Source organism: Massilia sp. H6 (assembly GCF_024802625.1).
Lineage (GTDB): Bacteria > Pseudomonadota > Gammaproteobacteria > Burkholderiales > Burkholderiaceae_D > Telluria.
Window position 1 is genome coordinate 2,640,626 of record NZ_CP103371.1, and the last position, 20,338, is coordinate 2,660,963.

Genomic DNA, 20,338 nt, shown 5'->3' on the forward strand with positions numbered 1-20,338 from the left:
TCAGCCAGGCCGTAATAAGCGCCAGCGCCGCCGCAAGGCTTCCGCTGGCGTTTTCAATTGGGCGGCGCAGCGCTCCACGTCGCCCGCGCAAGCCTGCATGGCTTCGGCGATCTCGGGTTCCGGGATGGTTTCGGCACGCCGGATAGTCGGGTGGTCTTCCAGCAGTTTATACAGGCTCGGACGCGAGATGCCGAGCGCCTGCGCCGCCGCCAGGATGTTCCAGTGGTGCGCTGCCATCGCGCCCAGCACGTCCTGGTGCGACAAGGCAGAAGGCCGGCGCCGTGGCACGGCTGCCTCGCCCCGTGGCGCCGGCGCCGGTGTGTCCTGCGCCGGACGGCCCTCGGTGCGCACCAGGTCGGCGAGCGTAGGAACGACGCCTTGGCCCAGCATCAGTACCGCCCGCTGCAGCACATGCGCCAGCTGGCGCACATTGCCCGGCCAGTCGTGCGTCGCCAGCTCGGCCACCAGCGCCGCCGGCAGCTCCGCTCTTGCGCCCTGCTGCGCCAGCAAGTCCACGATCAGCACCCCGATATCCTCGCGCCGCGTGCGCAGCGGTGGCATGCGGATCACGAAGCCTTCCAGCCGGTGCAGCAAGGCCTGGTTGAAGGCCGCCGCGTCCAGGTCCTGGTCGGAGGCGGCAATCAGGCGCGCCGTCGAGCGCCGGTCGTGCGCGGCGCCGACCGGCCGGTAGTCGCCGCCCTCGAGCACGCGCAGCAGCATCGGCTGCACGGCCGCCGGCGCGTTGCCGATCTCGTCGAGGAATAGGGTTGCCGCGTCGGCCTGCGCGAACAGCCCCTCGCGCGGCGCCGGTGCGCCCGGGTAGGCGCCCTGCTCGGCGCCGAACAGCGCCGCCGCCGCCAGGGGTTCGCCCAGCGCCGCCATATTGACCGCCACTAGCGGCGCCCCCGCACGGCTGCTCAGTGCATGGATGGCGCGCGCGGCGATTTCCTTGCCGGTGCCGGTCTCGCCCAGCAACAGCACCGGCATGCCGCTCGGCGCCACCATCCGCAGCTGGTCACGCACGCCGATGCTGGCGCTGCCAACGCCTTGCAGGCCAGGTACCGGGTTGAGCCTGGGCAGGCGGTGCATCCAGTGCAGGCACAGCACGACGGCGCGGCCCAGGCACACGATCTGCCCTTCGGCGATCTGCGTGGCGCTAAAGTGGACAGCGTCCTTCACGATGCGCCCCCCCACTTCGACCACCATCGGACTGGCGGGCAGCGTCACGGCGATAGTGTCGTGGGCGTCGCGCGCCAGGCGCAGGGGCTGGCGCGAAATGCCGCCATGACCCAGCGGCAGGCCCTCGGCACCGGGGCGCATGAACAGCGGCGCGTAGCGGTTCAGTTCAATGGTGTCGCTGCCGCTGCCGCCGACGAACTGTTCGCCGATGCGGGCGTGGTCGGGATGCCAGACGATGGTGATGGCGAGCAGCGGCGCCGAGGCGTGGTCCAGGTCGGACAGGGGCGAGGTCAGCGTGTAATCGGAATAGGTCATGGGGCCTGACAAAATACGGTTGGTTCGAATCCAACGCAGATTTGTCAATTCTACACGCCGCCCCGGCGCGGTTTCCATGGGCTGTGCTGCGAGCAGCGCTGTGGACCAGATCGCAAGCGCTGTCGATCAAGACCCAACCCGTGGTCTCGCCACCTTCCGATTCCTCAAGCGCACTTGGAAAGGATAGGCGGTCGTTGCTTTAGTCTTTGCCGGAAAACGCATTCGAGTCGGTCATGGCGTTGAGGCGCCATGGCCTGTCCCTGACCGAGTCGCCCTTGTCGAATGCCCCTATGGTGTCACCGACGCGAGCTGGAACGGCAGTCGCGTTCTCCACCACCGAATCGGGTAATTCTTCCTGTTCATGGATGCAAACGGCTGAAGGTGGGTTGACCATGTTCTCGGCTCCGATGGATGTATGGTGAATAACCAATTTTTAGAAAGGAATGTGGTTTCCATCCCTGTTATCGCGGCTGCCCTTGCCTGCGCCGGAATTAGGCATTCTTGTATTCCCGCCTGCTTCACTGGCCGGCAACACCGTGCGCAATCGAAAACGGGCCGGCGACACTTCTCGCATCGGAACGACGCGCCGAGACAGGAACACATGAGCGCGCCGGTCGTCGGCAATATTCACGTCGGCATGGTGGTCGAACTCTACCTCGCCAGCCAGGTCGACAATACCGGATTGCACCTCGGCGACCCCCTGCAAGCGTTCTTTACTGTGCGTGCTGGCAGCGTCGAAGTGGACATGGAACTGGCGCTGATTCGACTCTGCAGCGTCGAGCAAGCCAAACGACACCGCGACCTGCAATACCATGGCTGGCACCGGTGCCCACGCCACCGAGCTTTTTCCAAGGATGTGCTCGAAGTCGGCGTGGTCGCGATCCTTGAAGGCCGAAGCCGGCACGCACGGGGTGGCATGCAGCAGCTGGCGGCCAGCGTCATCCGCAACTGCATCGGCGGTATCGAGAAACAGCAGCTTTCCGCGCGGCCAGGGCGGCGCGGTGTACTCGAAAAAGTGTGGGTCAGTAAAAAACACCTGGAACGCCATCCGCAGCGGTGCACCGGACTCGGCGATGTGCAACCTAAGGCGATTAACTGCCTGTTCGTCGCCATAGGCGGCAATCCCGTCTTGCTGCGCCCGCAACAACAAACCAGCCCGGCGCAGCATGTCGTGGCAGGCCGGAACCGGCACAATGCGCAAGGCGCGCAAAACGCCATCGGCAAAAAACGCATGGCCAAACGAGATGCGGAAGATTAACTCATACGACGACGGCATTTCACTCTCCCTGCGCATAACGAGCCACGACAATTGGTGTAGGTATGACGGTGCAGTTTCCATGCAACCGATGTGAAATCGATCGAAAATACTCGCAGACAGACATATTCCAGAAATTAAATGATTCGCGCCACCTGATATTTTTTATCACGGCTTTCTTTTTATCGCTTCCCATGGATTTATCGAGATAAAGCATTCTTTCGAATATCCGATACTGATGGGGAAAGGCAATTACGCGCGTCACGCATGCGATAGAATCAGGATAAATTGCGCCCGCGCGCGGATAACCAGCTGACCCCCGATCAATTCTCCATACTGGAAAATAATTGCGCCAGAGACGACATATTAAACTTTTCAGAAATAGCGTCAACATATTATTGCAACTATTTTTTAACGTGTAAAATGACGTGTAAAGTAACTGATATTTTACATGGACATAATAATAATGAATGCACTGCGATAAACACGTTTTAATTCGATACCGATTGTGTGATCACGGCTGGCGGGATGCCCCCTCGGCTTTGCACTGCCAATAAAAAAAGCCCCTGAAATCAGGGGCTTCGCATGCTGGTTTTTTTGGGCTGGCCTTAACTGCCTGCGAGCGCGGCCTGGGCGCGCGCCCGGTGCAGTTTCTTGTAGCTGTCGACCAAACGATGATGGCGCTCCAGACCCTCGAGTTGCATGCTGGTCGGGCTCAAGCCGAAGAACCGCACGCTGCCGTCGATCGAACCGAGTGCCGCATCCATTCGCGCATCGCCATACATGCGGCGGAAATTGACCACGTAGTCGTCGAGTTCCAGCTCGTCGTCGAGCGTCACTTCCAGCACGACATTCAGGGCCTGGTAAAACAGGCGCCGTTCGACCGAATTGTCGTTGTATTGCAGGAAGGCGCCGACCTGTTCATGGGCTTCTTCAAATTGCTGCAGGGCGAGGTGAACCAGGAGCTTCAACTCGAGTACCGTGAGCTGGCCCCACTCGGTATTTTCGTCGAACTCGATGCCGATCAGGGTGGCGATGTCGGAGTACTCGTCCAGTTCATTGTTATCCAGACGCTCGAGCAGCGCCTCCAGCGCGGCGTCGTCCAGACGATGCAGGTTCAGGATATCTTCGCGGAACAGCAGCGACTTGTTGGTGTTGTCCCAGACCAGGTCTTCGACGGGATAGACTTCCGAGTAACCGGGCACCAGGATGCGGCAGGCCACGGTGCCCAGCTGTTCGTACACGGCGATGTAGACCTCCTTGCCCATTTGCTCGAGGATCCCAAGCAGGGTCGCGGCTTCCGCGGCATTGGCATGTTCGCCCTGCTCCGTGAAATCCCACTCGACAAAATCGGTATCGGCTTTTGCGCTGAAAAAGCGCCATGACACCACACCGCTCGAATCGATGAAATGCTCGACGAAGTTATTTGGCTCGGTCACCGCGTGGCTGGCAAAAGTCGGCTGCGGCAAGTCGTTCAGTCCCTCGAAACTGCGCCCCTGCAGCAGTTCGGTCAGGCTGCGTTCCAGTGCCACCTCGAAGCTCGGGTGCGCACCGAAAGAAGCGAAGACACCGCCCGTTTTCGGGTTCATCAAGGTCACGCACATGACCGGATAAGTGCCCCCGAGCGAGGCGTCCTTGACCAGCACCGGGAAGCCCTGCTCTTCCAGCGCCGCGATGCCGGCCAGGATGCCCGGGTATTTTGCCAGCACCTCGACCGGAACGTCTGGCAAGGCCATTTCGCTCTCGATGATTTCGCGCTTGACCGCGCGCTCGAAAATCTCAGACAGGCATTGCACCTGCGCCTCAGCCAGCGTGTTTCCGGCGCTCATGCCGTTGCTGGCATAAAGGTTTTCGACCAGGTTGGACGGAAAATACACGGTCTGGCCGTCGGACTGGCGCACGAAAGGCAGCGCCACGATACCGCGCTCGGCATTGCCCGAATTGGTGTCGACCAAATGCGAGCCGCGCAATTCACCATCGGGATCGTAGACGTCACGAGAATAGTCGTCGAGGATTCCGGCGGGCAGCGCGTCGTTCTTGCCTGGCTTGAACCAGCGTTCGTTCGGGTAATGAACGAAATCGGCCCTGGCGATATCCTCGCCCCAGAACGCGCCGGCGTAGAAGTGATTGCAGTTCAGGCGTTCGATATACTCGCCCAGGGCCGAGGCCAGCGCGCTTTCCTTGGTGGCACCCTTGCCATTGGTAAAGCACATCGGCGAATGCGCGTCGCGAATGTGCAGCGACCAGACATTTGGCACGATATTGCGCCACGACGCGATCTCGATCTTGATCCCGAGGCTGGCGAGCTTGCCCGACATGTTGGCGATGGTCTGCTCCAGCGGCAAATCCTTGCCGACGATATACGTGCTCGAGTCCGCATTCGGCTGCATGGTCAGCAACGCCTGGGCATCCGCATCCAGGTTGGCGACTTCCTCGATCACGAACTCGGGCCCTGCCTGCACAACCTTCTTGACCGTGCAGCGCTCGATCGAGCGCAGGATACCCTGGCGGTCCTTGTCCGAGATATCGGCCGGCAGCTCGACCTGAATCTTGAAGATCTGCTGGTAACGGTTTTCCGGGTCGACGATATTATTCTGCGACAGGCGGATATTCTCGGTGGGGATATTGCGGGTATCGCAGTAAAGCTTGACGAAATAGGCGGCGCACAATGCCGACGAGGCCAGGAAATAGTCGAAAGGACCAGGCGCCGAGCCATCTCCCTTGTAGCGGATCGGCTGGTCGGCGATCACCGTGAAATCGTCGAACTTGGCTTCAAGGCGCAGCTTGTCCAGAAAATTGACTTTAATTTCCATAATAAAATTCCAAATTGGTGCTGAAGGGGTGTGCGCCGATTATCCGGCATGTGCGGCGAAGGAACATCGGTCCAAAAAAATACAGCCCTGAACAGGGCTGGGTATGACTGCTGAGCTTGAGCTCTACGGGGAATGCGAATGCGCTTATTTTACCATGGACGGCATGGACCGCGTCGCTGGTGCAGGGCTTGACCATGGCATTGCGCCACTGGCCCGACCCGCTTGAGCGTGTACCAATTGATCCACGCTGGCGGGTGCGGGCGGCGGCTTGAATCAGAACTGATTCATGGTGTTGTGCTTGCCGGAGGCCTTCAAGGCGGCGTCGCCGCTGAAGTACTCTTTGTGATCGTCGCCCAGGTCGGAACCCGACATGTTCTGGTGCTTGACGCAGGCGATGCCCTGGCGGATTTCCTTGCGCTGCACGCCGGCCACGTAGCCCAGCATGCCCTGCTCGCCAAAGTACTCCTTGGCCAGGTTGTCCGTCGACAGTGCCGCGGTATGGTAGGTCGGCAGCGTGATCAGGTGGTGGAAGATGCCCGCCTCACGCGCGGCGTCGGCCTGGAAGGTGCGGATGCGCTCGTCGGCTTCACGTGCCAGTTCGGTCTCGTCGTATTCGGCACTCATCAGTTGTGCGCGCTCGTAAGCCGACACATCGGCGCCCTTGGCCTTCATGGCGTCGTAGACCTGCTGGCGGAAGTTCAGGGTCCAGTTGAATGACGGGCTGTTGTTGTAGACCAGCTTGGCGTTCGGGATGACCTTGCGGATTTCCTGCACCATGCCGCCGATCTGGGCGATATGCGGCTTCTCGGTTTCGATCCACAGCAAGTCTGCGCCGTTCTGCAGCGAGGTGATGCAGTCGAGCACGCAGCGCGCTTCGCCCGTGCCTTCACGGAACTGGAACAGGTTGCTCGGCAGGCGCTTGGGGCGCAACAGTTTGCCGTCGCGCTTGATGACCACGTCGCCGTTGGCCATGGCGTCGAGCGAGACTTCGTCGGCGTCGAGGAAACTGTTGTACTGGTCGCCCAGGTCGCCCGGTTCGCGGGTAAAGGCAATTTGCTTGGTCAGACCGGCGCCGAGCGAGTCGGTGCGCGCCACGATGATGCCGTCATCCACGCCCAGCTCAAGGAAGGCATAGCGCACGGCCCGGATCTTGGCCAGGAAATCTTCATGCGGGACCGTGACCTTGCCGTCCTGGTGGCCGCACTGCTTCTCGTCCGACACCTGGTTTTCAATCTGGATGCAGCAGGCACCGGCTTCGATCATTTGCTTGGCCATCAGGTAGGTCGCTTCGGCATTACCGAAACCGGCATCGATGTCGGCGATGATCGGCACCACATGGGTCACGAAATTGTCGATCTTGTCCTGGACCGCGGCACGCTCGGCGCCTTCGGCACTGTCGAGCTGGCGGAACAGGCCGCCGAGTTCGCGCGCATCGGCCTGACGCAGGAAGGTGTACAGCTCCTTGATCAGGGCCGCCACGGCGGTCTTTTCGTGCATCGACTGGTCTGGCAGTGGACCGAATTCCGAACGCAGGGCGGCGATCATCCAGCCCGACAGATACAGGTAGCGGCGATCGGTGCTGTTGAAGTGCTTTTTAATCGAGATCATTTTTTGCTGGCCAATGAAGCCATGCCAGCATCCCAGCGACTGGGTGTACTTGGACGGATCGGCGTCGTAGTTGGCCATGTCGCGGCGCATGATGCCAGCCGTGTAGCGGGCAATGTCGAGGCCGGTCTGGAAGCGGTTTTGCGCGCGCATGCGGGCAGCGGACTCGGGATTAATGGCATCCCAGCCCTGGCCGTTCTGCTGCTTCAGGCCGCTGATGGACTGGATATCGTTCTGGTATTGGGACATGTTGACTCTCCGAAGTAAATAAATCGAAACCTGCTGCGTTCGCCATTTGCCGCATGCGGCAAACTGGTATCGCTTGAGAACATCATACCCCTAACTGACCCCGCACTCTTCTGTCTTATATAAGAGTTTGAAAAAATATTTTATATTTTGAATCAATCACTTAGCACCCTCTTATCGCATCGTGAAACAATATCCTGTGCCGCGGGATCAAGGAATGCTGCACCGCCGCAGTTTTATTTCACAATGTGAAATTACATGCGGATGGGTGAAATGGTCATTCGCGTGCCCGACATCGATGAATCCACGCCGAACGATCGCCGGAGCGCAGTGCAGCCGACCTGGACGTTCAGTCGGCAGCAACCTGGAAAGCGCCCTGCGACTCCCCCTGCGACGCGCCCCTGCGACGCGCGTCATCATTCCCGCTTGGGCACTGCCTTGATGTCAACCGGCGACTCGAACGCGATAAACAGGACACAAGGTTTGTCGCTCATGCACGCCGCAGAGTGCGGCTTGCCTGCTGGCCCGTAGGCATAGGATCCGGGTAGCAGCACTGCCATCTTCTGCCCCTCGTAGGTGACACTGAGCTTGCCTTCGACGAGCACCATGCGTTCCGGCGACGTGTGGGTATGCAGCGGTATCCTGGAGCGGCCCGGGATTCTGAGGAAGACATCGGCATTGGGCTTGGCCGGGTCACCATGCAAGACAGCCAAGGCACAGCCCTGCGGCAAAGGCGCGGGACAGGCACCCCATTCAATACCGGCATCGTTTACACGAACAACCGAGGCCTGCTCCTGGGCCAGCGCGGTTGAACTTGTGAAGAGCAGCAGGAGCAATTGCAGCGAACGGGACATGCGCGCACGGGTATTCATGTTGAATTCCTCCTTGAAAGAAAACCTTCGCATGGCGGGACGTCATCAGGAGTCGGACTGAGCTAGATACTGAAGGATAGGCCAATACGTCGGGAATGTAAGCGTTCTGACCCTGACAATACACCTCCCCAGTCTGCAATGAATGGCTCCTACCTCCCTAGGATCGTTGCCATACGAGTGGAGTTTCGAACGAAGGGGCCAGCTGGTATTGCGTGACTACTTTCGGCGAAGCCGCTGCAAACTGGACGGTAAGCTGTTAAACAGACGTACCATCATATGCAGTTGCCAAGGAAAGATACACCTTTCGGCGCGCTGCTCGATAGCGTGAACTATTCGCCTCACCGCATCGGGTTCGGAGCGCAAGAACGGCTTAGCGCGCGCGTTTCCGTGATTAAGTTTGCGAAGTCCGGCGGTGTCGACATATCCCGGCAAAATCGTTGTCACTGCTATCCCGTAGGGCCTTAACGCTTTGCGATAGGCGTCGCAGATCCCGATTGCTGCGCGCTTGCTGGCGCTGTATAGGGAACCTCCGGGGTATTCCTCGAGCAAGCCGGCGACAGAAGCAACCGCAACCAGATGACCATGCCCTTGCCGCTGCATCAATTCGGCAGCGGTCTCGAACGCCTGGACGAGGCCTACGATATTCGTCTGCACTACTTGAAGGCCCAGACCCGACTCGGAGGCAAGATCGTTGGCATCGGCATACTGGCCCGCAGTAACGATGAGCATGTCCAGTCCGCCTTTGCCGAAATCGTGAAGCGCTCGAATCAAGGCGGCACGGTCCGCAATGTCGAACTGAAAAGTTTGTACATGGGGATCCGTGCGAAGCTCGTGGTCGTCAATCCGTGTAATGTCGCGGCTGCATAGCGCTAGTTCAGCTCCCTGCTCTGCGTAATGCCTGGCAAGCGCCAGGCCGATACCGCTGGTACCCCCGATGATCATGATCCTCACGATTGCGCTCCGGCGAACGCAGCCATTCCCTTGCGGTATCCATAGTCCCATTGAGCGCGGACATGAGCTGCGTAGACAGCGTAATCGTCTGGCACCATCAGGCAGACGCGGTTCCGATGCCAGTCAATTTTCTTGCAGATACTATGGTCGCGAAGTTCGCGCGTCGCGTCACGCGTATCGACCCATATATCGGCATGCTGAGAATGAACATGACGTAGCCGCGCAGCGCCGTCGATACCGAGCACTGAACGGAGTGCCGGTAAGGCAAGCCATGGGTTGAAGGGCGCCTTTCGCTCCATGATCACCATGTGCGCGAGCCGATGCGCCAATTCAATAGGAAACAAATCGATTACGCCGCCGGTGTAATGCTGTGCGGCCCAAACGTGATTGCGGAAATAGACCATATCGGCCACTGAAATCCGGACCGCTTCGGCCATGGGCATGTCGCATTGCAACTCGAGAGTCGGTGCAATAGCCCCGCCGCTCCATCGCGGGTCTGCGGCTGGCGCGGCAGACCCATGCAACAATGCTGCCGCGCGCCCCGGGCAAAAGACAACCTGTGCGAAAAGCTGGCGGTCGCCGCGCTTCGTTCCTGAGTCGCTGGGACGGTACAGTAGTTTGGTTCCCACTATGGCAACTGCGGGCCCGCAGGCCGGCGCCGCCGCTGGCAAGGCCGGGATGGCTGGCAGACTAAAAAATAATCGTGGAACAAGTCCACTACACGGGACGCCATCGCTCGGTCCAGCCAGCGCACGATCACGCCGCCCAAGACTCGAACGGGGGTTGCACGGTCCGTCGGCTGGATTTCGCGAAGAAAAGAATACATGTAGCGCGATGTTAGCCATTCCAAGCGCTCCTGCGTATTGGGAAGCCCTGCAATCACGGCCGCAGCAATCGCGCCGCCGCAACTCGCCAATAGAATATCGGGCAACTGGCCGCTGTCCACGGCTGCGGCATATACGCCGAGATAATAGCCAAAGCGAAAGCCACCGCCTGGCAGGACAAGGCAGCGCTGATACTTCTCAGTATTTTCTATTTTCTGCATAATGTCCCGATGTATGAGCAACCAACAGTACAACGATCGCATCCACTGGTGGCAAAAGTGTCCACACGCAGACGCTCTGGGCACCTGATACTTAACTGGCTTGCGTTCAGCCTTTGCTATCCACTCGGCAATCTGCTCGCGCAACAACAGCAAGTAAGGCGCAGCTTGGCACTTCCGATTGACGCTGCGATCCCGTTTGTGCCGTGGATGATCCTCCCCTACCTTACGTCGAGCATATTCTTCGCGCTGGTATTTTTCTTGGTTCACACGCAGGAACAGCTGCGCGTCGCGAGCCGACGCTTGCTAATGGCCACCGTTGCTGGTTGCCTGGTGTTCGTCGTGGCACCAGCTCGTTTTTCACTGTTACGCCCCCCAGAAACCAATACCGTGCCAGCTGCCCTGTTCCGGTTGCTCGACCTGGTCGACCAGCCGTACAACCAATTCCCTTCGCTGCACGTGGCGTATTGCCTGATCTTTTGGTTTGCACTGCGTCCGTTAAGCAAGGGCCTGATGCGGACACTGCTTGCAGCGTGGCTGTGGTTGGTCGGAGCAAGCACGATTTTCACTTGGCAGCATCACTTGCTGGACGTCGCGGGCGGCCTGCTGCTGGGCAGTTTCGTGATTTACGCGGTCCGTCCCGGTGCGACGTGTCGCAGTACCGTCAGTTTTTACTACGCAATTCTCGCAGGCATGCTGCTGCTGGCCGGCTTTGCAACCCAACATAGCTGGGTTGCGGCCTACGCGGCCGCCAGCATGCTGCTGGTCGCTGCCGCGTACCGTGCCAGGAATGCCGACTTCCTGCTCAAGCATGCTGGACGCCATCCACTGCTTCGATGGTTGATGTTCTGGCCTTATCTCGCCGGATACCGGCTGACCTGGATACTGGTGCGGCTTCGGGAACGCAGGCGCCCATCGTTCACAAAGTCCGGGCCCGGATTGTGGATCGGTAGACGACTGACAAGCGCCGAGGCCAAGCTCCTTCCGGCGGAATGCCATGTCATTGATTTGTGTACAGAGCTGTCCGAGACCGCAACGCTGTGCGGAGAGCGTTACCACCATATTCCGCTGTTGGACTTGCAGGCGCCGAGTCCACAACAGTTGCGCAAAGTAATGGCGACGCTTGCTCAACTGCATGAGAATGGTGCTCCCGTCTATGTTCATTGTGCGATGGGCTACAGCCGATGCCGCCTGATCGCCCGCCTCTATCATCGGAAGGGTCGTCAATGTCCTACTCAATCTACCAGCTGAAACCGCACTTCCAAGAACTGTTGCGTCCGTCAATGACCGCGCTCGCGCTCACTGGCATCACACCAAACCAGGTTACGCTCGGTGCGATGGCATTGTCCGTCGCCTATGGTACGGCGTTGATCACATGGACTGATAGCGTGGTGCTTTGGTATTGCATGCCGCTCGTTTTGCTTGCGCGGATGGCGCTCAATGCGGTCGATGGAATGCTGGCAAATGCGACCGATAACACGACGCCGATTGGCGCGCTGCTCAACGAATTCTGCGATCAGGTTTCCGATGCGGCCCTGTACCTGCCTTTCGCTCTAGCTACAGGGACGTCGGCTCTACTGGCAGTGATCGTAGTTTTCGCGGGACTGCTCGCGGAGTTTGCTGGTGTGCTGACACAGTCTATCGGTGTACCGCGCCGCTTCGATGGGCCGATGGGCAAGAGTGACCGGGCGTTCGCATTCGGGCTGCTCGCCTTGCTTACAGCATCCGGCGCCGCAGCGGCCTGGAAAAACGGCATGCTAGTACTAATGTTGCTGCTGTCCCTACTGACTGTGTTTAACCGACTGCGTCAGGCGCTGCGTCTTTGCGCGCCAATGACACGGTAAAGATTCCTTTCACGCCTATCGCCGTATCGAGCTTGCGCGCCCCGGCCAAGGTGACTAGCGCGTCCATTTCCGCTTGGGGGCGCGGTCGCATCTTCCATAGTACGCCACAGTGATTAGTCAACGTGTAAGCAATCATGTTCAGCTGCGGGTGCCATGGCTGAGCTGTGTAAATAAGGTAGCCGCCCGGTCGCAGGCTGCGCACCACAGACCGCAGTGACCCGCTAACTTTGTCGTTGTCGCTGAACAGTTCGTAAAGGCCGGACACGATGGCGATGTCATAACAATTTTCCTGCCCTTGGTAACTGCAGCCGTCAAAAGCGTCAGCCAGTGAGACGGCCACGCAAGCCTGCAACTGCAAATCTGCAGCCAGACGACGCCCATTATCAACGTTGTGTTGCATGTAGTCGCGTAATGACACATTGATCCGATGCTCTTGGAAGCGTTTCACGGTTTCCAATACATATCGAGCGGAACCTGCGGCAATGTCGAGAATGCGTAGTGGCTCGTTACACGGATGGGCCGCAATGCGCTCTGCCAGCATGTGCTGCAACTGTGCCTTTCTTACACGGACACCTCGCCACCCGACGGCGTCAAGGTAAGCGCGATCCAACAGCTTTCCGATTCCCAGCTTCCCTCCGGCCTGGTTGCGATATACGTAGTCGAGTGATTCACCCGAGTCAAAACCATGCGTCATGCCGATATGCATGCCATTACTGAGTGGCCCAAGCGCGCAAAGGAGGCGCCGCTGAACGCCGAACCACGCACGTGCAGTGGAACTAACACTCTCGCCACGTTCCAACGCGGCGTACGCCCTTGCCGCCGGCCCGGACCGGTGCGCGTCGGCATAGAACTTCGGCATCAGGAGCGGCGTTGCGAAGCACGCCTCGATGAAGTCCAAGCTTGCCTGGATCGCGGTCGAAGTATCCCGTTCGTAGAACACCGCGTGGTAACAGCCGGTCAGCTTGACGTAACGCTTCAGGTGGGTTCCTAACCTATCGAAAAAGCGGCGCTGCGGGGTTTCAGAGACAACGTAATCCTTCTCCGCGACCAGCATCAGCACAGGCACGCTGATAGCGGATGCGTTTTCAATGATGCGCTGCCCTACGTCTGCAAGTTCTAGAAGGATCTTCGCTGAGATCGACTTCGCAATCAGGGGATCGGCAGCGTAGGCCTGCGCTTCTTCGTCGCAATGGGTGAGCATCCCCGGACGAATGTAACTGGTCACGAACAGATCGGGTTTAAAGCACCTCGCAAAACGAAGTGCGGATTTGGCGAACGGCACGTAGAGTTTGATGCTGAATGCCGCTGCTGCCATCACCAAACCACGGATTCGCGGTGCGTAATCGTGTACCCAAGTGGCGGCCACCACTGCGCCGACGCTGTTTGCAACCACGATCATGTTTTCAGTCGCGATGCCGTAGCGGGACTCGACGTGCCGGACGAAGGTATCTAGATCTCTTACTAGGGTAGCAAAATCGGGAGCGTCACCGCGTTCCCCCGGCGAATAACCATGGCCGCGGTTGTCGTAAGCGAATGCCCAATCCTGTAGTAGACCGAAACGTTCGACCAACTTAGCGATACGGCCAGAATGCTCGTGACCCCGGTGCAGGAAAATCAAGGCACGCGCCGGTCGGCCGGCCGCAACGGAGCGCGGTCGCCAGGCACGGTAGAACAGGCGAGTGCCGTCGCGGGCATCAAAGCCAGACTCTACGGCGACCCAGGTAATCTGACGCTCGATTTCCATGAACTCCCCTTATTCGGCGATGCGAAGCAAGCAGTAAAGTACAGGCGCAGTGAGAACCAGGCTGTCTACGCGATCGAGGATGCCGCCATGTCCGGGAATTAGCGTAGAGAAATCTTTAATAGAAAGATAACGCTTCGCGGCGGAAAAAATGAAGTCTCCTGTGAACCCTGCAATTGACAACACCAAGGCATATATGGCCAGCACGAGAAAGCCGGCCAGCGACAGGTAGGCCCCCAATACAGCACTGACGAATTGCGACGTAAAAATTCCGCCCGCAAGACCTTCCCACGTTTTATTGGGGCTAACATTTTGGGCAATCTTATGCTGGCCAAAAAGCGTGCCAGCGACAAACTGACCGATATCATTTAGCGCTGTCATAATGAAGAGATAAAAAATCCATGCGAGATTTTGGCGCGATCCGAAAGGCAAGGCGCAGAACACAGTCAAAACGTACATTGCACCGGCCGTCATCAGGATCAGCAGCCAGACTATCTGGCTCGATTTTGGCTGATACCAGCAATGACACGCTTGGATCGCAATCGCGACTGCGATCAGAGGAGGAGCGAACTCGGGATGTTGCGAGCCCAACCATGAAATTCCGAAACCGATCGTGCATGTGCCTATCCAGAAACGCGCGCGTCGCCCCCCGTAGTGGGATTCGAGTTCGATGCACGCGAGAGAAAAAACAAGACCGGCCAGCGCCAGCATGCCTGTTGGATAGGCTAGCAGGGCCAGACTCACAACCGGAAAAATGCGCCACCAGGCGTTGACCTGATGATTGAGCATCCCCCTCGCTTTTCTCCGTGCGGCAAGCTTCACCCACAGCGATGTCGCCCCCAGAAGGGCATAAAGTGCCAACATGGCAGTAGCGACTTGAAGTCCTGTGACGAAGAATGGGAACATCGGACCACATGTGATGAAACTTGTTGAAGAGTAACTATAGAGCCTGAAGTTTGACTTCTGTTAATTGCGCAAACTCAAAACGAAGGACGAATATCCCATCAAGGTAGAGTTCAGGCGATGCTTGTCGCGAAGGGACAACAGCGGACGACCGAGGACGCAATCAAAAAATCGAAAGCCTGCCGGGATGTCCCGCTTTCCCCACATGCGAGCAGGTTATCGTATCGTGCTGCCACAAGTTTCAGCAGTGAGCACAAAACCCTTTCAACTACCCTGTTAAGGACGGCGAGCGGACGCCTCTCTTCCGCAGTCACCCTTCCAAAGTTGTGCTCCGCCTAGTTCGTTGGGTTGGCTCGCGACGGGACTTCCCCCCCGGCAATTGCAATCTTGCTGAGCACATATGAAAAAAGCCCCTGAAATCAGGGGCTCATAAAACTTTGCACCATTAAAGTCACCTCGTTATACACAACTCGACAACATTCCCATTTCGCGTAGCGTTTTGATGGTGTGAGCCGAAGATCGGACATCGCGCAGTCCTTCCCAAATCGTCTTGGCGCCAGGCTCGCCATCGCTTTTTCGGGCCAGGAAACCGCCGGCACGGGCGACCATGCGCAGCACGTCATTGAGCCTCGGGGCAGGAGGTGCCAATTGTTTGTTGAGCAGATAAGCGGCCTGAATTTCATCGGGGTCGAAGAACAGTTTGGCGTCCAGATCGGGGCAGGTGCGCCCCATCCGCATCAGATGGGCAATGCGCCAGGCCACCACCAGATACAGCGCCAGGGCGCGCTCGATGCGATCGATCGTACCCAACTGCAACTCCTCGACCTTGCAGCCGTTCTTGAGCACATTGAACAGCATCTCAATTTCCCAGCGGGCGCGATACCAGTCAATGAGCTCGGTCACCGCTTCGGTCGTGGCCGCCTCTCGGTTGGTCAGCAGGCGCCACTCGATCGGCTTGGCGCCGGCCGGAGCGCCAACTTCACGCGCCACAATGCAGGTGACCGTCACCACCTTGCCCTTGCCCGCGTTCAGTTCGACGCGGCGTGCCCAGAGCTGCTGGCGCACGAGGCGCGCCTTGATGCCTGGCCGCGCGGCCAGCGCGAATTCGATTTCACCCAGCGGCGCACCTTCAGTGGTATGCGGCCACAGCTTGTCGCTGTTGGGCAGACAGCGGTTGTGTGCGGCGCGCACCAGCCAGTCGACGGGACAATCGAGCTGCTGCGCCCGTACCATCAGGGGCAGCATGTCGGCCTCGCGGTCGGCGACGTAGACCAAGCGTGTGGCAGGCAAGCGCGGCGCCAGCTCCGCCAGCCGCTCGTAGCCTTCGATCCAGCGCAGGCTTTCCTTCGGCCCGCCGCGCTGTCCGTTGGCGTCGCGAAGCTCGCGCGCCCACATCCACACGTCCAGAATGCCCAGCGGCTCGCGTGCCGTCGTTACCGCGTAGGTTGGGTGGACGTACATGCCGCGCTGCGCTTCGTAGCTGAGCGGTCCCAGTCCTTGCGCTTGCTGTCCGTTGAAGTCCAGCTCGGTCGTGTCCTGCAGGCACAGCACGACCGACTGGTCGGCCATTCTCTGTTCTGTTTGCTGCCAGTGCGGCTCCAGGATCGCCTGCCAGTCAACGCTGGCATTGTCGAAAAAACGGTACGCAGCCACTGTCTCGCCCCAGCCATTACACGCCTTTGGCACGCTCGCCGTCGGTGTCGCCGCCATCGTTTCCATCAATATCCTCGCTCGCCGGTTCAGGCGCGCGTCGCCCAGGTCGAGTTGTCGGAATTCCTGTTCACTCCACGTCGATCCGCTTGCCACGCGCGCCACCCAAAAGACGAGAGTAAACGCGATTTCAGCAACGTTTACAAGGGCTACGCGAGCTCAGTGGCGGAGTTGTGTATAACGAGGTGCATTAAAGTGCCGAGCTGTGAATTATTCCCACTCGATCATCAATGGCTGAGGTAAGCATATGAATTTACTTAGAATTTTAATGGGACTTCTAGCCCAATACCACGCAGGATACCATGCCAAAGTCATCGTTCCTTAACCCGGCAGCAACGGGCATTACCTCGATTTTACCGCTACCGTAACCGCTAATCCCCGCCGTTGACCCTACGTTCATGGTACCGCGAACGAAACGCTGCTGGCGGGGCCAAAACACACCGGCCTCCACAACAGCCGGGGCGGTTTAGACTGTCGATCTGGGCGTTAATCCCATGCGTTATACACGAATACTTCGCGAGGCAAAATGCTCGGGATGACTCCGAACACTACTCGCATATTCTTCAAGGAATTTCTGATCTGCAATAGCCTTCGCTGCGGTCTCGCTGTCCTGCGGTATGTTCAACTCGTACATCGCCGCGCCTCCACATAGCACCGTTAGTACAACCTCTCCACCTTCTAAACGAAAGAGTGTGTACGCCCAACGTTTTTCCGCTATTTTTTCGGGTCCCATGCTGGCCCCAAGATATTTCGCCCTAGGAATTTAATCTACCACAGCTTCTAGTTGTCCAGTACGCAATTTACCGACCGGTATCCACAACGCGTTCGCTCCGTCTTCCCACCCTGAAGGCATTCTTAAGTGGAGGCTACGCAGATCTGGTATATCGATTCGTACTAGTTCCTTTTCTAGCCATGCACCAGTCGGAATACCAAGCTCCTTCTCTAAAATCGCAATGTTCCCGTTGGCGCGCTGCAGCAACTGATCCATTTGCCCTTTTGTCATTATAAATTGTGAATTTTCTGGGTAGCCTAAGACATCTCTTCCGTACCGATCTAGGCCATCTTTCGGTACTAGGTAGGTAGTCAGTTCAGCAGCTACGACTGGCGCGACTTTCTGGACGAGCATAACCTGCGGCAGAGCATGAGCCGGCGCGGGAACTGCCACGATAACGCCGTAGCCGAGAGCTTCTTTCAGCTCCTGAAACGGGAGCGAATTAGGCGCAAGACATACGGCACCCGGGAAGAAGAAAAGCAGGATGTCTTCGATTATATCGAGATATTTTACAATCCGAAGCGCCGGCACAGGTTCAGCAATGACTTGTCGCCGGTCGAATATGAAAAGCAGTATTTCAAGCGGCTGGCGAGTGTCCAGAAGACTCGTGGCGATTCAGTCTGTCTACTGGCCCAGCATCAGCTTACATATGCGTTTGCCGCCATGCCTCATCGAAATCGGCAAGCGCGTTCATTAATCTTGTATCGCTAAGATAATGGGCCGGCAGGGAATCTTCATACATGCCAAAAAAGAAAGACCGGTGCGGAAGCGCCCCAGGAGCCTGCAGCTTACCTGCAAGTGCCTCATCCAAGATTGGACGCAAAATTTTATACGCATCTTCAAGCAGTGGTTTCGATTGATCAAAGCCCTCGACTATTTCTTTCAAGTTGGATGCGGCATTATGTAATCTCTGGGCTGACATAAGATTCTCATTTAAAAGTTGCCGGATCAATCGGGGCTGCCGGATTCCATTGCCCCCGATTCGGCACAATAATCTGTTGAGCCTTTGGTGCCGTAGTGTAATTGCCTTGAGTAGTCCCGGCAATATCCGATTTGAAAATTGTTAGCTGCAATCCGACCTTCGGTGAAATCGCAAAGAAATCCATTCCTTCTGCAAACATTTTTCCCGCTTGGGCAGCAGGCAGCCCAAGGATTTGAGCCGCTTTCTCCGGAGTTGAATTGGCTATTATCTTAGCCTGCTCAACACTCATCCAATAAGGGCTAAAATCAGAGACTCCCGCTCCTTTTGGCACCACCTTAACCAAAACTGTACTAGTCGATGCCACATCGGCATGAGGAATCCCTCTCCCAGATTGAATAATTTCTTGGGCAATGTTTTTAACCATCGCATCGGACAAACCGGGGCTGCCGCTTTGAATTTCTTTCATTAGTAGCTGTGCCTGTGGGGTAATCATCACATGAGAGCTTGGAACAAGTCCGTTAGGTACAAAGTCGTGATAAGTGGCAGCGTTAATTTTACCAATTGCAGTCGATTGATCTACGCCCTTACTGACGATCGAGGTGGCTTTTATAGCAGCTCCGATGCCAATAGCTGCTTCTGTCCAGATCGTGTCCCGGGAAGTGGTGTATGAAGTTGGCGCTGAGTTCGGCGCCGAGGCTTGAGCAGTGATGAGGTGGCCACCGTGATTCATGGGTACGTTTGGGTTTGACGACTCAACCGAACTCAGAGGAAACCACGATGACCACGCCTTCTACTATCGCACTGTCGGAGCTCGCCGCAAAGGGAGCCGATGCCGATTTCATCAAACAAACCCTTCAATTTGCCCTGCAGCGTCTCATGGAAATGGATGTCGAGGCGCTGTGCAAGGCCGCTTATGGCGAGCGCAACGAGGAACGCGTTAATAGCCGCAACGGCTATCGCGAGCGAGCACTCGAAACTCGTGCCGGCACAGTCGGCTTGAAGATCCCCAAGCTTCGCACTAGCAGCTACTTCCCTGACTTTATCGAACCCCGGCGTACAGCCGAGAAGGCGTTGACAGCGGTCATTCAGGAAGCCTACATCCAAGGCATATCCACGCGCTCTGTCGACGATCTGGTCAAAGCCATGGGCATGACCGGCGTGTCGAAGAGCCAGGTCTCGCGCTTGTGTGAAGAAATCGACGAACGCGTACAGGCCTTCCTGCAGCGCCCTATTGAGGGTGACTGGCCCTACCTCTGGATCGACGCCACCTACGTCAAAACCCGGCAGGCAGGAAGAGTGGTGTCCGTGGCCGTAATAATCGCTGTGGCCGTCAACACTGACGGCGTGCGCGAGATTCTGGGCGTGGCGACCGGCGCGTCGGAAGCCGAGCCATTCTGGACCGAGTTCCTGCGCAGCCTTACACGGCGTGGGCTGCGTGGCGTGAAGCTGGTGATCTCGGACGCGCACGAAGGCCTCAAGGCGGCCATCAGCAAGGTTCTGAAGACCACCTGGCAGCGCTGCAAGGTCCATTTCCTGCGTAACGCCCTGGCCTACGCCAACAAGGGCCAGCGCCAGGCAGTGCTTGCCGTGATCAACACCATCTTCGTGCAAGACAGCCCTGAATCGGCCAGTGCCCAGTGGCGTTTGGTCACTGACCAGCTGCGCGAGAAGTTCCCCAAATTGGCAGCGATGATGGATGCTGCTGAACAGGACGTTCTGGCGTTCACCAGCTTCCCGCGCGCGCATCGGCTTCAGATCCACAGCACCAATCCGCTTGAACGGCTTAACGCCGAGGTCAAGCGACGAACCAACGTGGTGGGCATCTTCCCCAATGAACGCGCCATCATCCGGCTCGTTGGCGCTATGATGATCGAACAGAATGACGAATGGTCGCTGCAACGAAGGTATATGCAGCTTGAAGGCCTGCAGTCGCTTTGTGAAAATCAGTCAGCACGGCTATCTGCCGTGATCAACTGATCGGGAGCCCAGCCTCCCATGAATCGCGACTCATACACCACTTCCCGGGACACGATCGACAAGAAAGTGACGCTGCGTCCCAACTATCTCAAAGGAAAGATCGCCTTAGGCGGCTTGAAGCCTGCAGAACTGTTCCTGACAATGCAGCAGTATCTGCACTACACAATTAACGATCATTCAGATAGCAAAAA

Annotated in this window: 17 protein-coding genes and 1 pseudogene; 4 read left to right on the forward strand and 14 right to left on the reverse strand. The window is 57.9% G+C overall.

Features of this window, described 5'->3' with window-relative positions; translation table 11 throughout:
* The 9 genes from NRS07_RS11765 to NRS07_RS11805 all read right to left on the reverse strand — a co-directional run bounded on the left by NRS07_RS11765 (position 1) and on the right by NRS07_RS11805 (position 10,281).
* The gene (locus NRS07_RS11765; RefSeq protein WP_259207077.1) at positions 1-1,494 is read right to left on the reverse strand and encodes a sigma-54 dependent transcriptional regulator; all 1,494 of its coding nucleotides are present in this window, start codon (positions 1,492-1,494) and stop codon (positions 1-3) included.
* 199 nt (positions 1,495-1,693) lie between these two features.
* Positions 1,694-1,888, reverse strand: a complete 195-nt coding sequence (locus tag NRS07_RS11770) for a hypothetical protein (RefSeq protein ID WP_259207079.1) — start codon at positions 1,886-1,888, stop codon at positions 1,694-1,696.
* Positions 1,889-1,927: 39 nt separating this feature from the next.
* Positions 1,928-2,770, reverse strand: coding sequence for a hypothetical protein (locus NRS07_RS11775; RefSeq protein ID WP_259207081.1), 843 nt, complete (start codon positions 2,768-2,770; stop codon positions 1,928-1,930).
* Positions 2,771-3,357: 587 nt separating this feature from the next.
* Positions 3,358-5,562, reverse strand: coding sequence for an OsmC domain/YcaO domain-containing protein (locus tag NRS07_RS11780; protein WP_259207085.1), 2,205 nt, complete (start codon positions 5,560-5,562; stop codon positions 3,358-3,360).
* A gap of 273 nt (positions 5,563-5,835) precedes the next feature.
* Positions 5,836-7,416: an isocitrate lyase gene (locus NRS07_RS11785; protein WP_259207086.1), complete on the reverse strand. Its 1,581-nt coding sequence runs from the start codon at positions 7,414-7,416 to the stop codon at positions 5,836-5,838.
* Between the two features lie 413 nt (positions 7,417-7,829).
* Positions 7,830-8,285 carry a cupin domain-containing protein gene (locus NRS07_RS11790; protein WP_259207088.1) on the reverse strand — a complete coding sequence of 152 codons (456 nt, stop codon included), beginning with the start codon at positions 8,283-8,285 and terminating at the stop codon, positions 7,830-7,832.
* A gap of 216 nt (positions 8,286-8,501) precedes the next feature.
* Complete coding sequence (locus NRS07_RS11795) at positions 8,502-9,227, reverse strand: SDR family oxidoreductase (protein WP_259213193.1); 726 nt, start codon at positions 9,225-9,227, stop codon at positions 8,502-8,504.
* Positions 9,228-9,232: 5 nt separating this feature from the next.
* Complete coding sequence (locus NRS07_RS11800) at positions 9,233-9,673, reverse strand: hypothetical protein (RefSeq protein WP_259207090.1); 441 nt, start codon at positions 9,671-9,673, stop codon at positions 9,233-9,235.
* A gap of 191 nt (positions 9,674-9,864) precedes the next feature.
* Positions 9,865-10,281 (reverse strand): patatin-like phospholipase family protein, encoded by a 417-nt coding sequence (locus NRS07_RS11805; protein ID WP_259207091.1) that lies wholly within the window; start codon positions 10,279-10,281, stop codon positions 9,865-9,867.
* Positions 10,282-10,290: 9 nt separating this feature from the next.
* Here NRS07_RS11805 and NRS07_RS11810 point away from each other — a divergent pair, with 9 nt between their 5' ends.
* Both NRS07_RS11810 and NRS07_RS11815 read left to right on the forward strand, forming a co-directional pair.
* Positions 10,291-11,529 carry a phosphatase PAP2/dual specificity phosphatase family protein gene (locus NRS07_RS11810; protein ID WP_259207093.1) on the forward strand — a complete coding sequence of 413 codons (1,239 nt, stop codon included), beginning with the start codon at positions 10,291-10,293 and terminating at the stop codon, positions 11,527-11,529.
* Positions 11,505-12,122 carry a CDP-alcohol phosphatidyltransferase family protein gene (locus NRS07_RS11815; protein ID WP_259207094.1) on the forward strand — a complete coding sequence of 206 codons (618 nt, stop codon included), beginning with the start codon at positions 11,505-11,507 and terminating at the stop codon, positions 12,120-12,122. Before NRS07_RS11810 ends, NRS07_RS11815 begins: the two co-directional genes overlap by 25 nt.
* Here the strand turns inward: NRS07_RS11815 and NRS07_RS11820 are convergent.
* The 3 genes from NRS07_RS11820 to NRS07_RS11830 all read right to left on the reverse strand — a co-directional run bounded on the left by NRS07_RS11820 (position 12,073) and on the right by NRS07_RS11830 (position 16,572).
* On the reverse strand, positions 12,073-13,866 hold the full coding sequence (locus NRS07_RS11820) for a bifunctional alpha/beta hydrolase/class I SAM-dependent methyltransferase (protein WP_259207096.1): 1,794 nt from the start codon (positions 13,864-13,866) through the stop codon (positions 12,073-12,075). The two genes, NRS07_RS11815 and NRS07_RS11820, sit on opposite strands and share 50 nt — an antisense overlap.
* Before the next feature lie 9 nt (positions 13,867-13,875).
* Positions 13,876-14,769, reverse strand: a complete 894-nt coding sequence (locus NRS07_RS11825) for a phosphatidate cytidylyltransferase (RefSeq protein WP_259207099.1) — start codon at positions 14,767-14,769, stop codon at positions 13,876-13,878.
* Positions 14,770-15,225: 456 nt separating this feature from the next.
* Positions 15,226-16,572 carry an IS4 family transposase gene (locus tag NRS07_RS11830; protein WP_259207102.1) on the reverse strand — a complete coding sequence of 449 codons (1,347 nt, stop codon included), beginning with the start codon at positions 16,570-16,572 and terminating at the stop codon, positions 15,226-15,228.
* Positions 16,573-17,554: 982 nt separating this feature from the next.
* Between NRS07_RS11830 and NRS07_RS11835 the strand changes: the two are divergent.
* Positions 17,555-17,845: pseudogene (locus NRS07_RS11835) on the forward strand (IS3 family transposase); the annotation flags it as partial.
* A gap of 46 nt (positions 17,846-17,891) precedes the next feature.
* On the opposite strand, the gene NRS07_RS11840 reads toward NRS07_RS11835, so the two are convergent.
* Complete coding sequence (locus tag NRS07_RS11840; RefSeq protein ID WP_259207103.1) at positions 17,892-18,170, reverse strand: hypothetical protein; 279 nt, start codon at positions 18,168-18,170, stop codon at positions 17,892-17,894.
* A 7-nt stretch (positions 18,171-18,177) separates the two neighbouring features.
* Entirely contained in the window at positions 18,178-18,900 is a 723-nt protein-coding gene (locus NRS07_RS11845; protein ID WP_259207105.1) for a hypothetical protein, read from the reverse strand.
* A 47-nt stretch (positions 18,901-18,947) separates the two neighbouring features.
* Between NRS07_RS11845 and NRS07_RS11850 the strand changes: the two genes are divergently transcribed.
* Complete coding sequence (locus NRS07_RS11850) at positions 18,948-20,147, forward strand: IS256 family transposase (protein ID WP_259207108.1); 1,200 nt, start codon at positions 18,948-18,950, stop codon at positions 20,145-20,147.
* Positions 20,148-20,338: the final 191 nt, after the last annotated feature.

Coding starts and splice junctions, on each gene's coding strand:
- NRS07_RS11765 (WP_259207077.1), bottom strand. CDS start 1,494: ATGACCTATTCCGATTACACGCTGACCTCGCCCCTGTCCGACCTGGAC.
- NRS07_RS11770 (WP_259207079.1), bottom strand. CDS start 1,888: ATGGTCAACCCACCTTCAGCCGTTTGCATCCATGAACAGGAAGAATTA.
- NRS07_RS11775 (WP_259207081.1), bottom strand. CDS start 2,770: ATGCCGTCGTCGTATGAGTTAATCTTCCGCATCTCGTTTGGCCATGCG.
- NRS07_RS11780 (WP_259207085.1), bottom strand. CDS start 5,562: ATGGAAATTAAAGTCAATTTTCTGGACAAGCTGCGCCTTGAAGCCAAG.
- NRS07_RS11785 (WP_259207086.1), bottom strand. CDS start 7,416: ATGTCCCAATACCAGAACGATATCCAGTCCATCAGCGGCCTGAAGCAG.
- NRS07_RS11790 (WP_259207088.1), bottom strand. CDS start 8,285: ATGAATACCCGTGCGCGCATGTCCCGTTCGCTGCAATTGCTCCTGCTG.
- NRS07_RS11795 (WP_259213193.1), bottom strand. CDS start 9,227: ATGATCATCGGGGGTACCAGCGGTATCGGCCTGGCGCTTGCCAGGCAT.
- NRS07_RS11800 (WP_259207090.1), bottom strand. CDS start 9,673: ATGGCCGAAGCGGTCCGGATTTCAGTGGCCGATATGGTCTATTTCCGC.
- NRS07_RS11805 (WP_259207091.1), bottom strand. CDS start 10,281: ATGCAGAAAATAGAAAATACTGAGAAGTATCAGCGCTGCCTTGTCCTG.
- NRS07_RS11810 (WP_259207093.1), top strand. CDS start 10,291: ATGTATGAGCAACCAACAGTACAACGATCGCATCCACTGGTGGCAAAA.
- NRS07_RS11815 (WP_259207094.1), top strand. CDS start 11,505: ATGTCCTACTCAATCTACCAGCTGAAACCGCACTTCCAAGAACTGTTG.
- NRS07_RS11820 (WP_259207096.1), bottom strand. CDS start 13,866: ATGGAAATCGAGCGTCAGATTACCTGGGTCGCCGTAGAGTCTGGCTTT.
- NRS07_RS11825 (WP_259207099.1), bottom strand. CDS start 14,769: ATGTTCCCATTCTTCGTCACAGGACTTCAAGTCGCTACTGCCATGTTG.
- NRS07_RS11840 (WP_259207103.1), bottom strand. CDS start 18,170: ATGTCAGCCCAGAGATTACATAATGCCGCATCCAACTTGAAAGAAATA.
- NRS07_RS11845 (WP_259207105.1), bottom strand. CDS start 18,900: ATGAATCACGGTGGCCACCTCATCACTGCTCAAGCCTCGGCGCCGAAC.
- NRS07_RS11850 (WP_259207108.1), top strand. CDS start 18,948: ATGACCACGCCTTCTACTATCGCACTGTCGGAGCTCGCCGCAAAGGGA.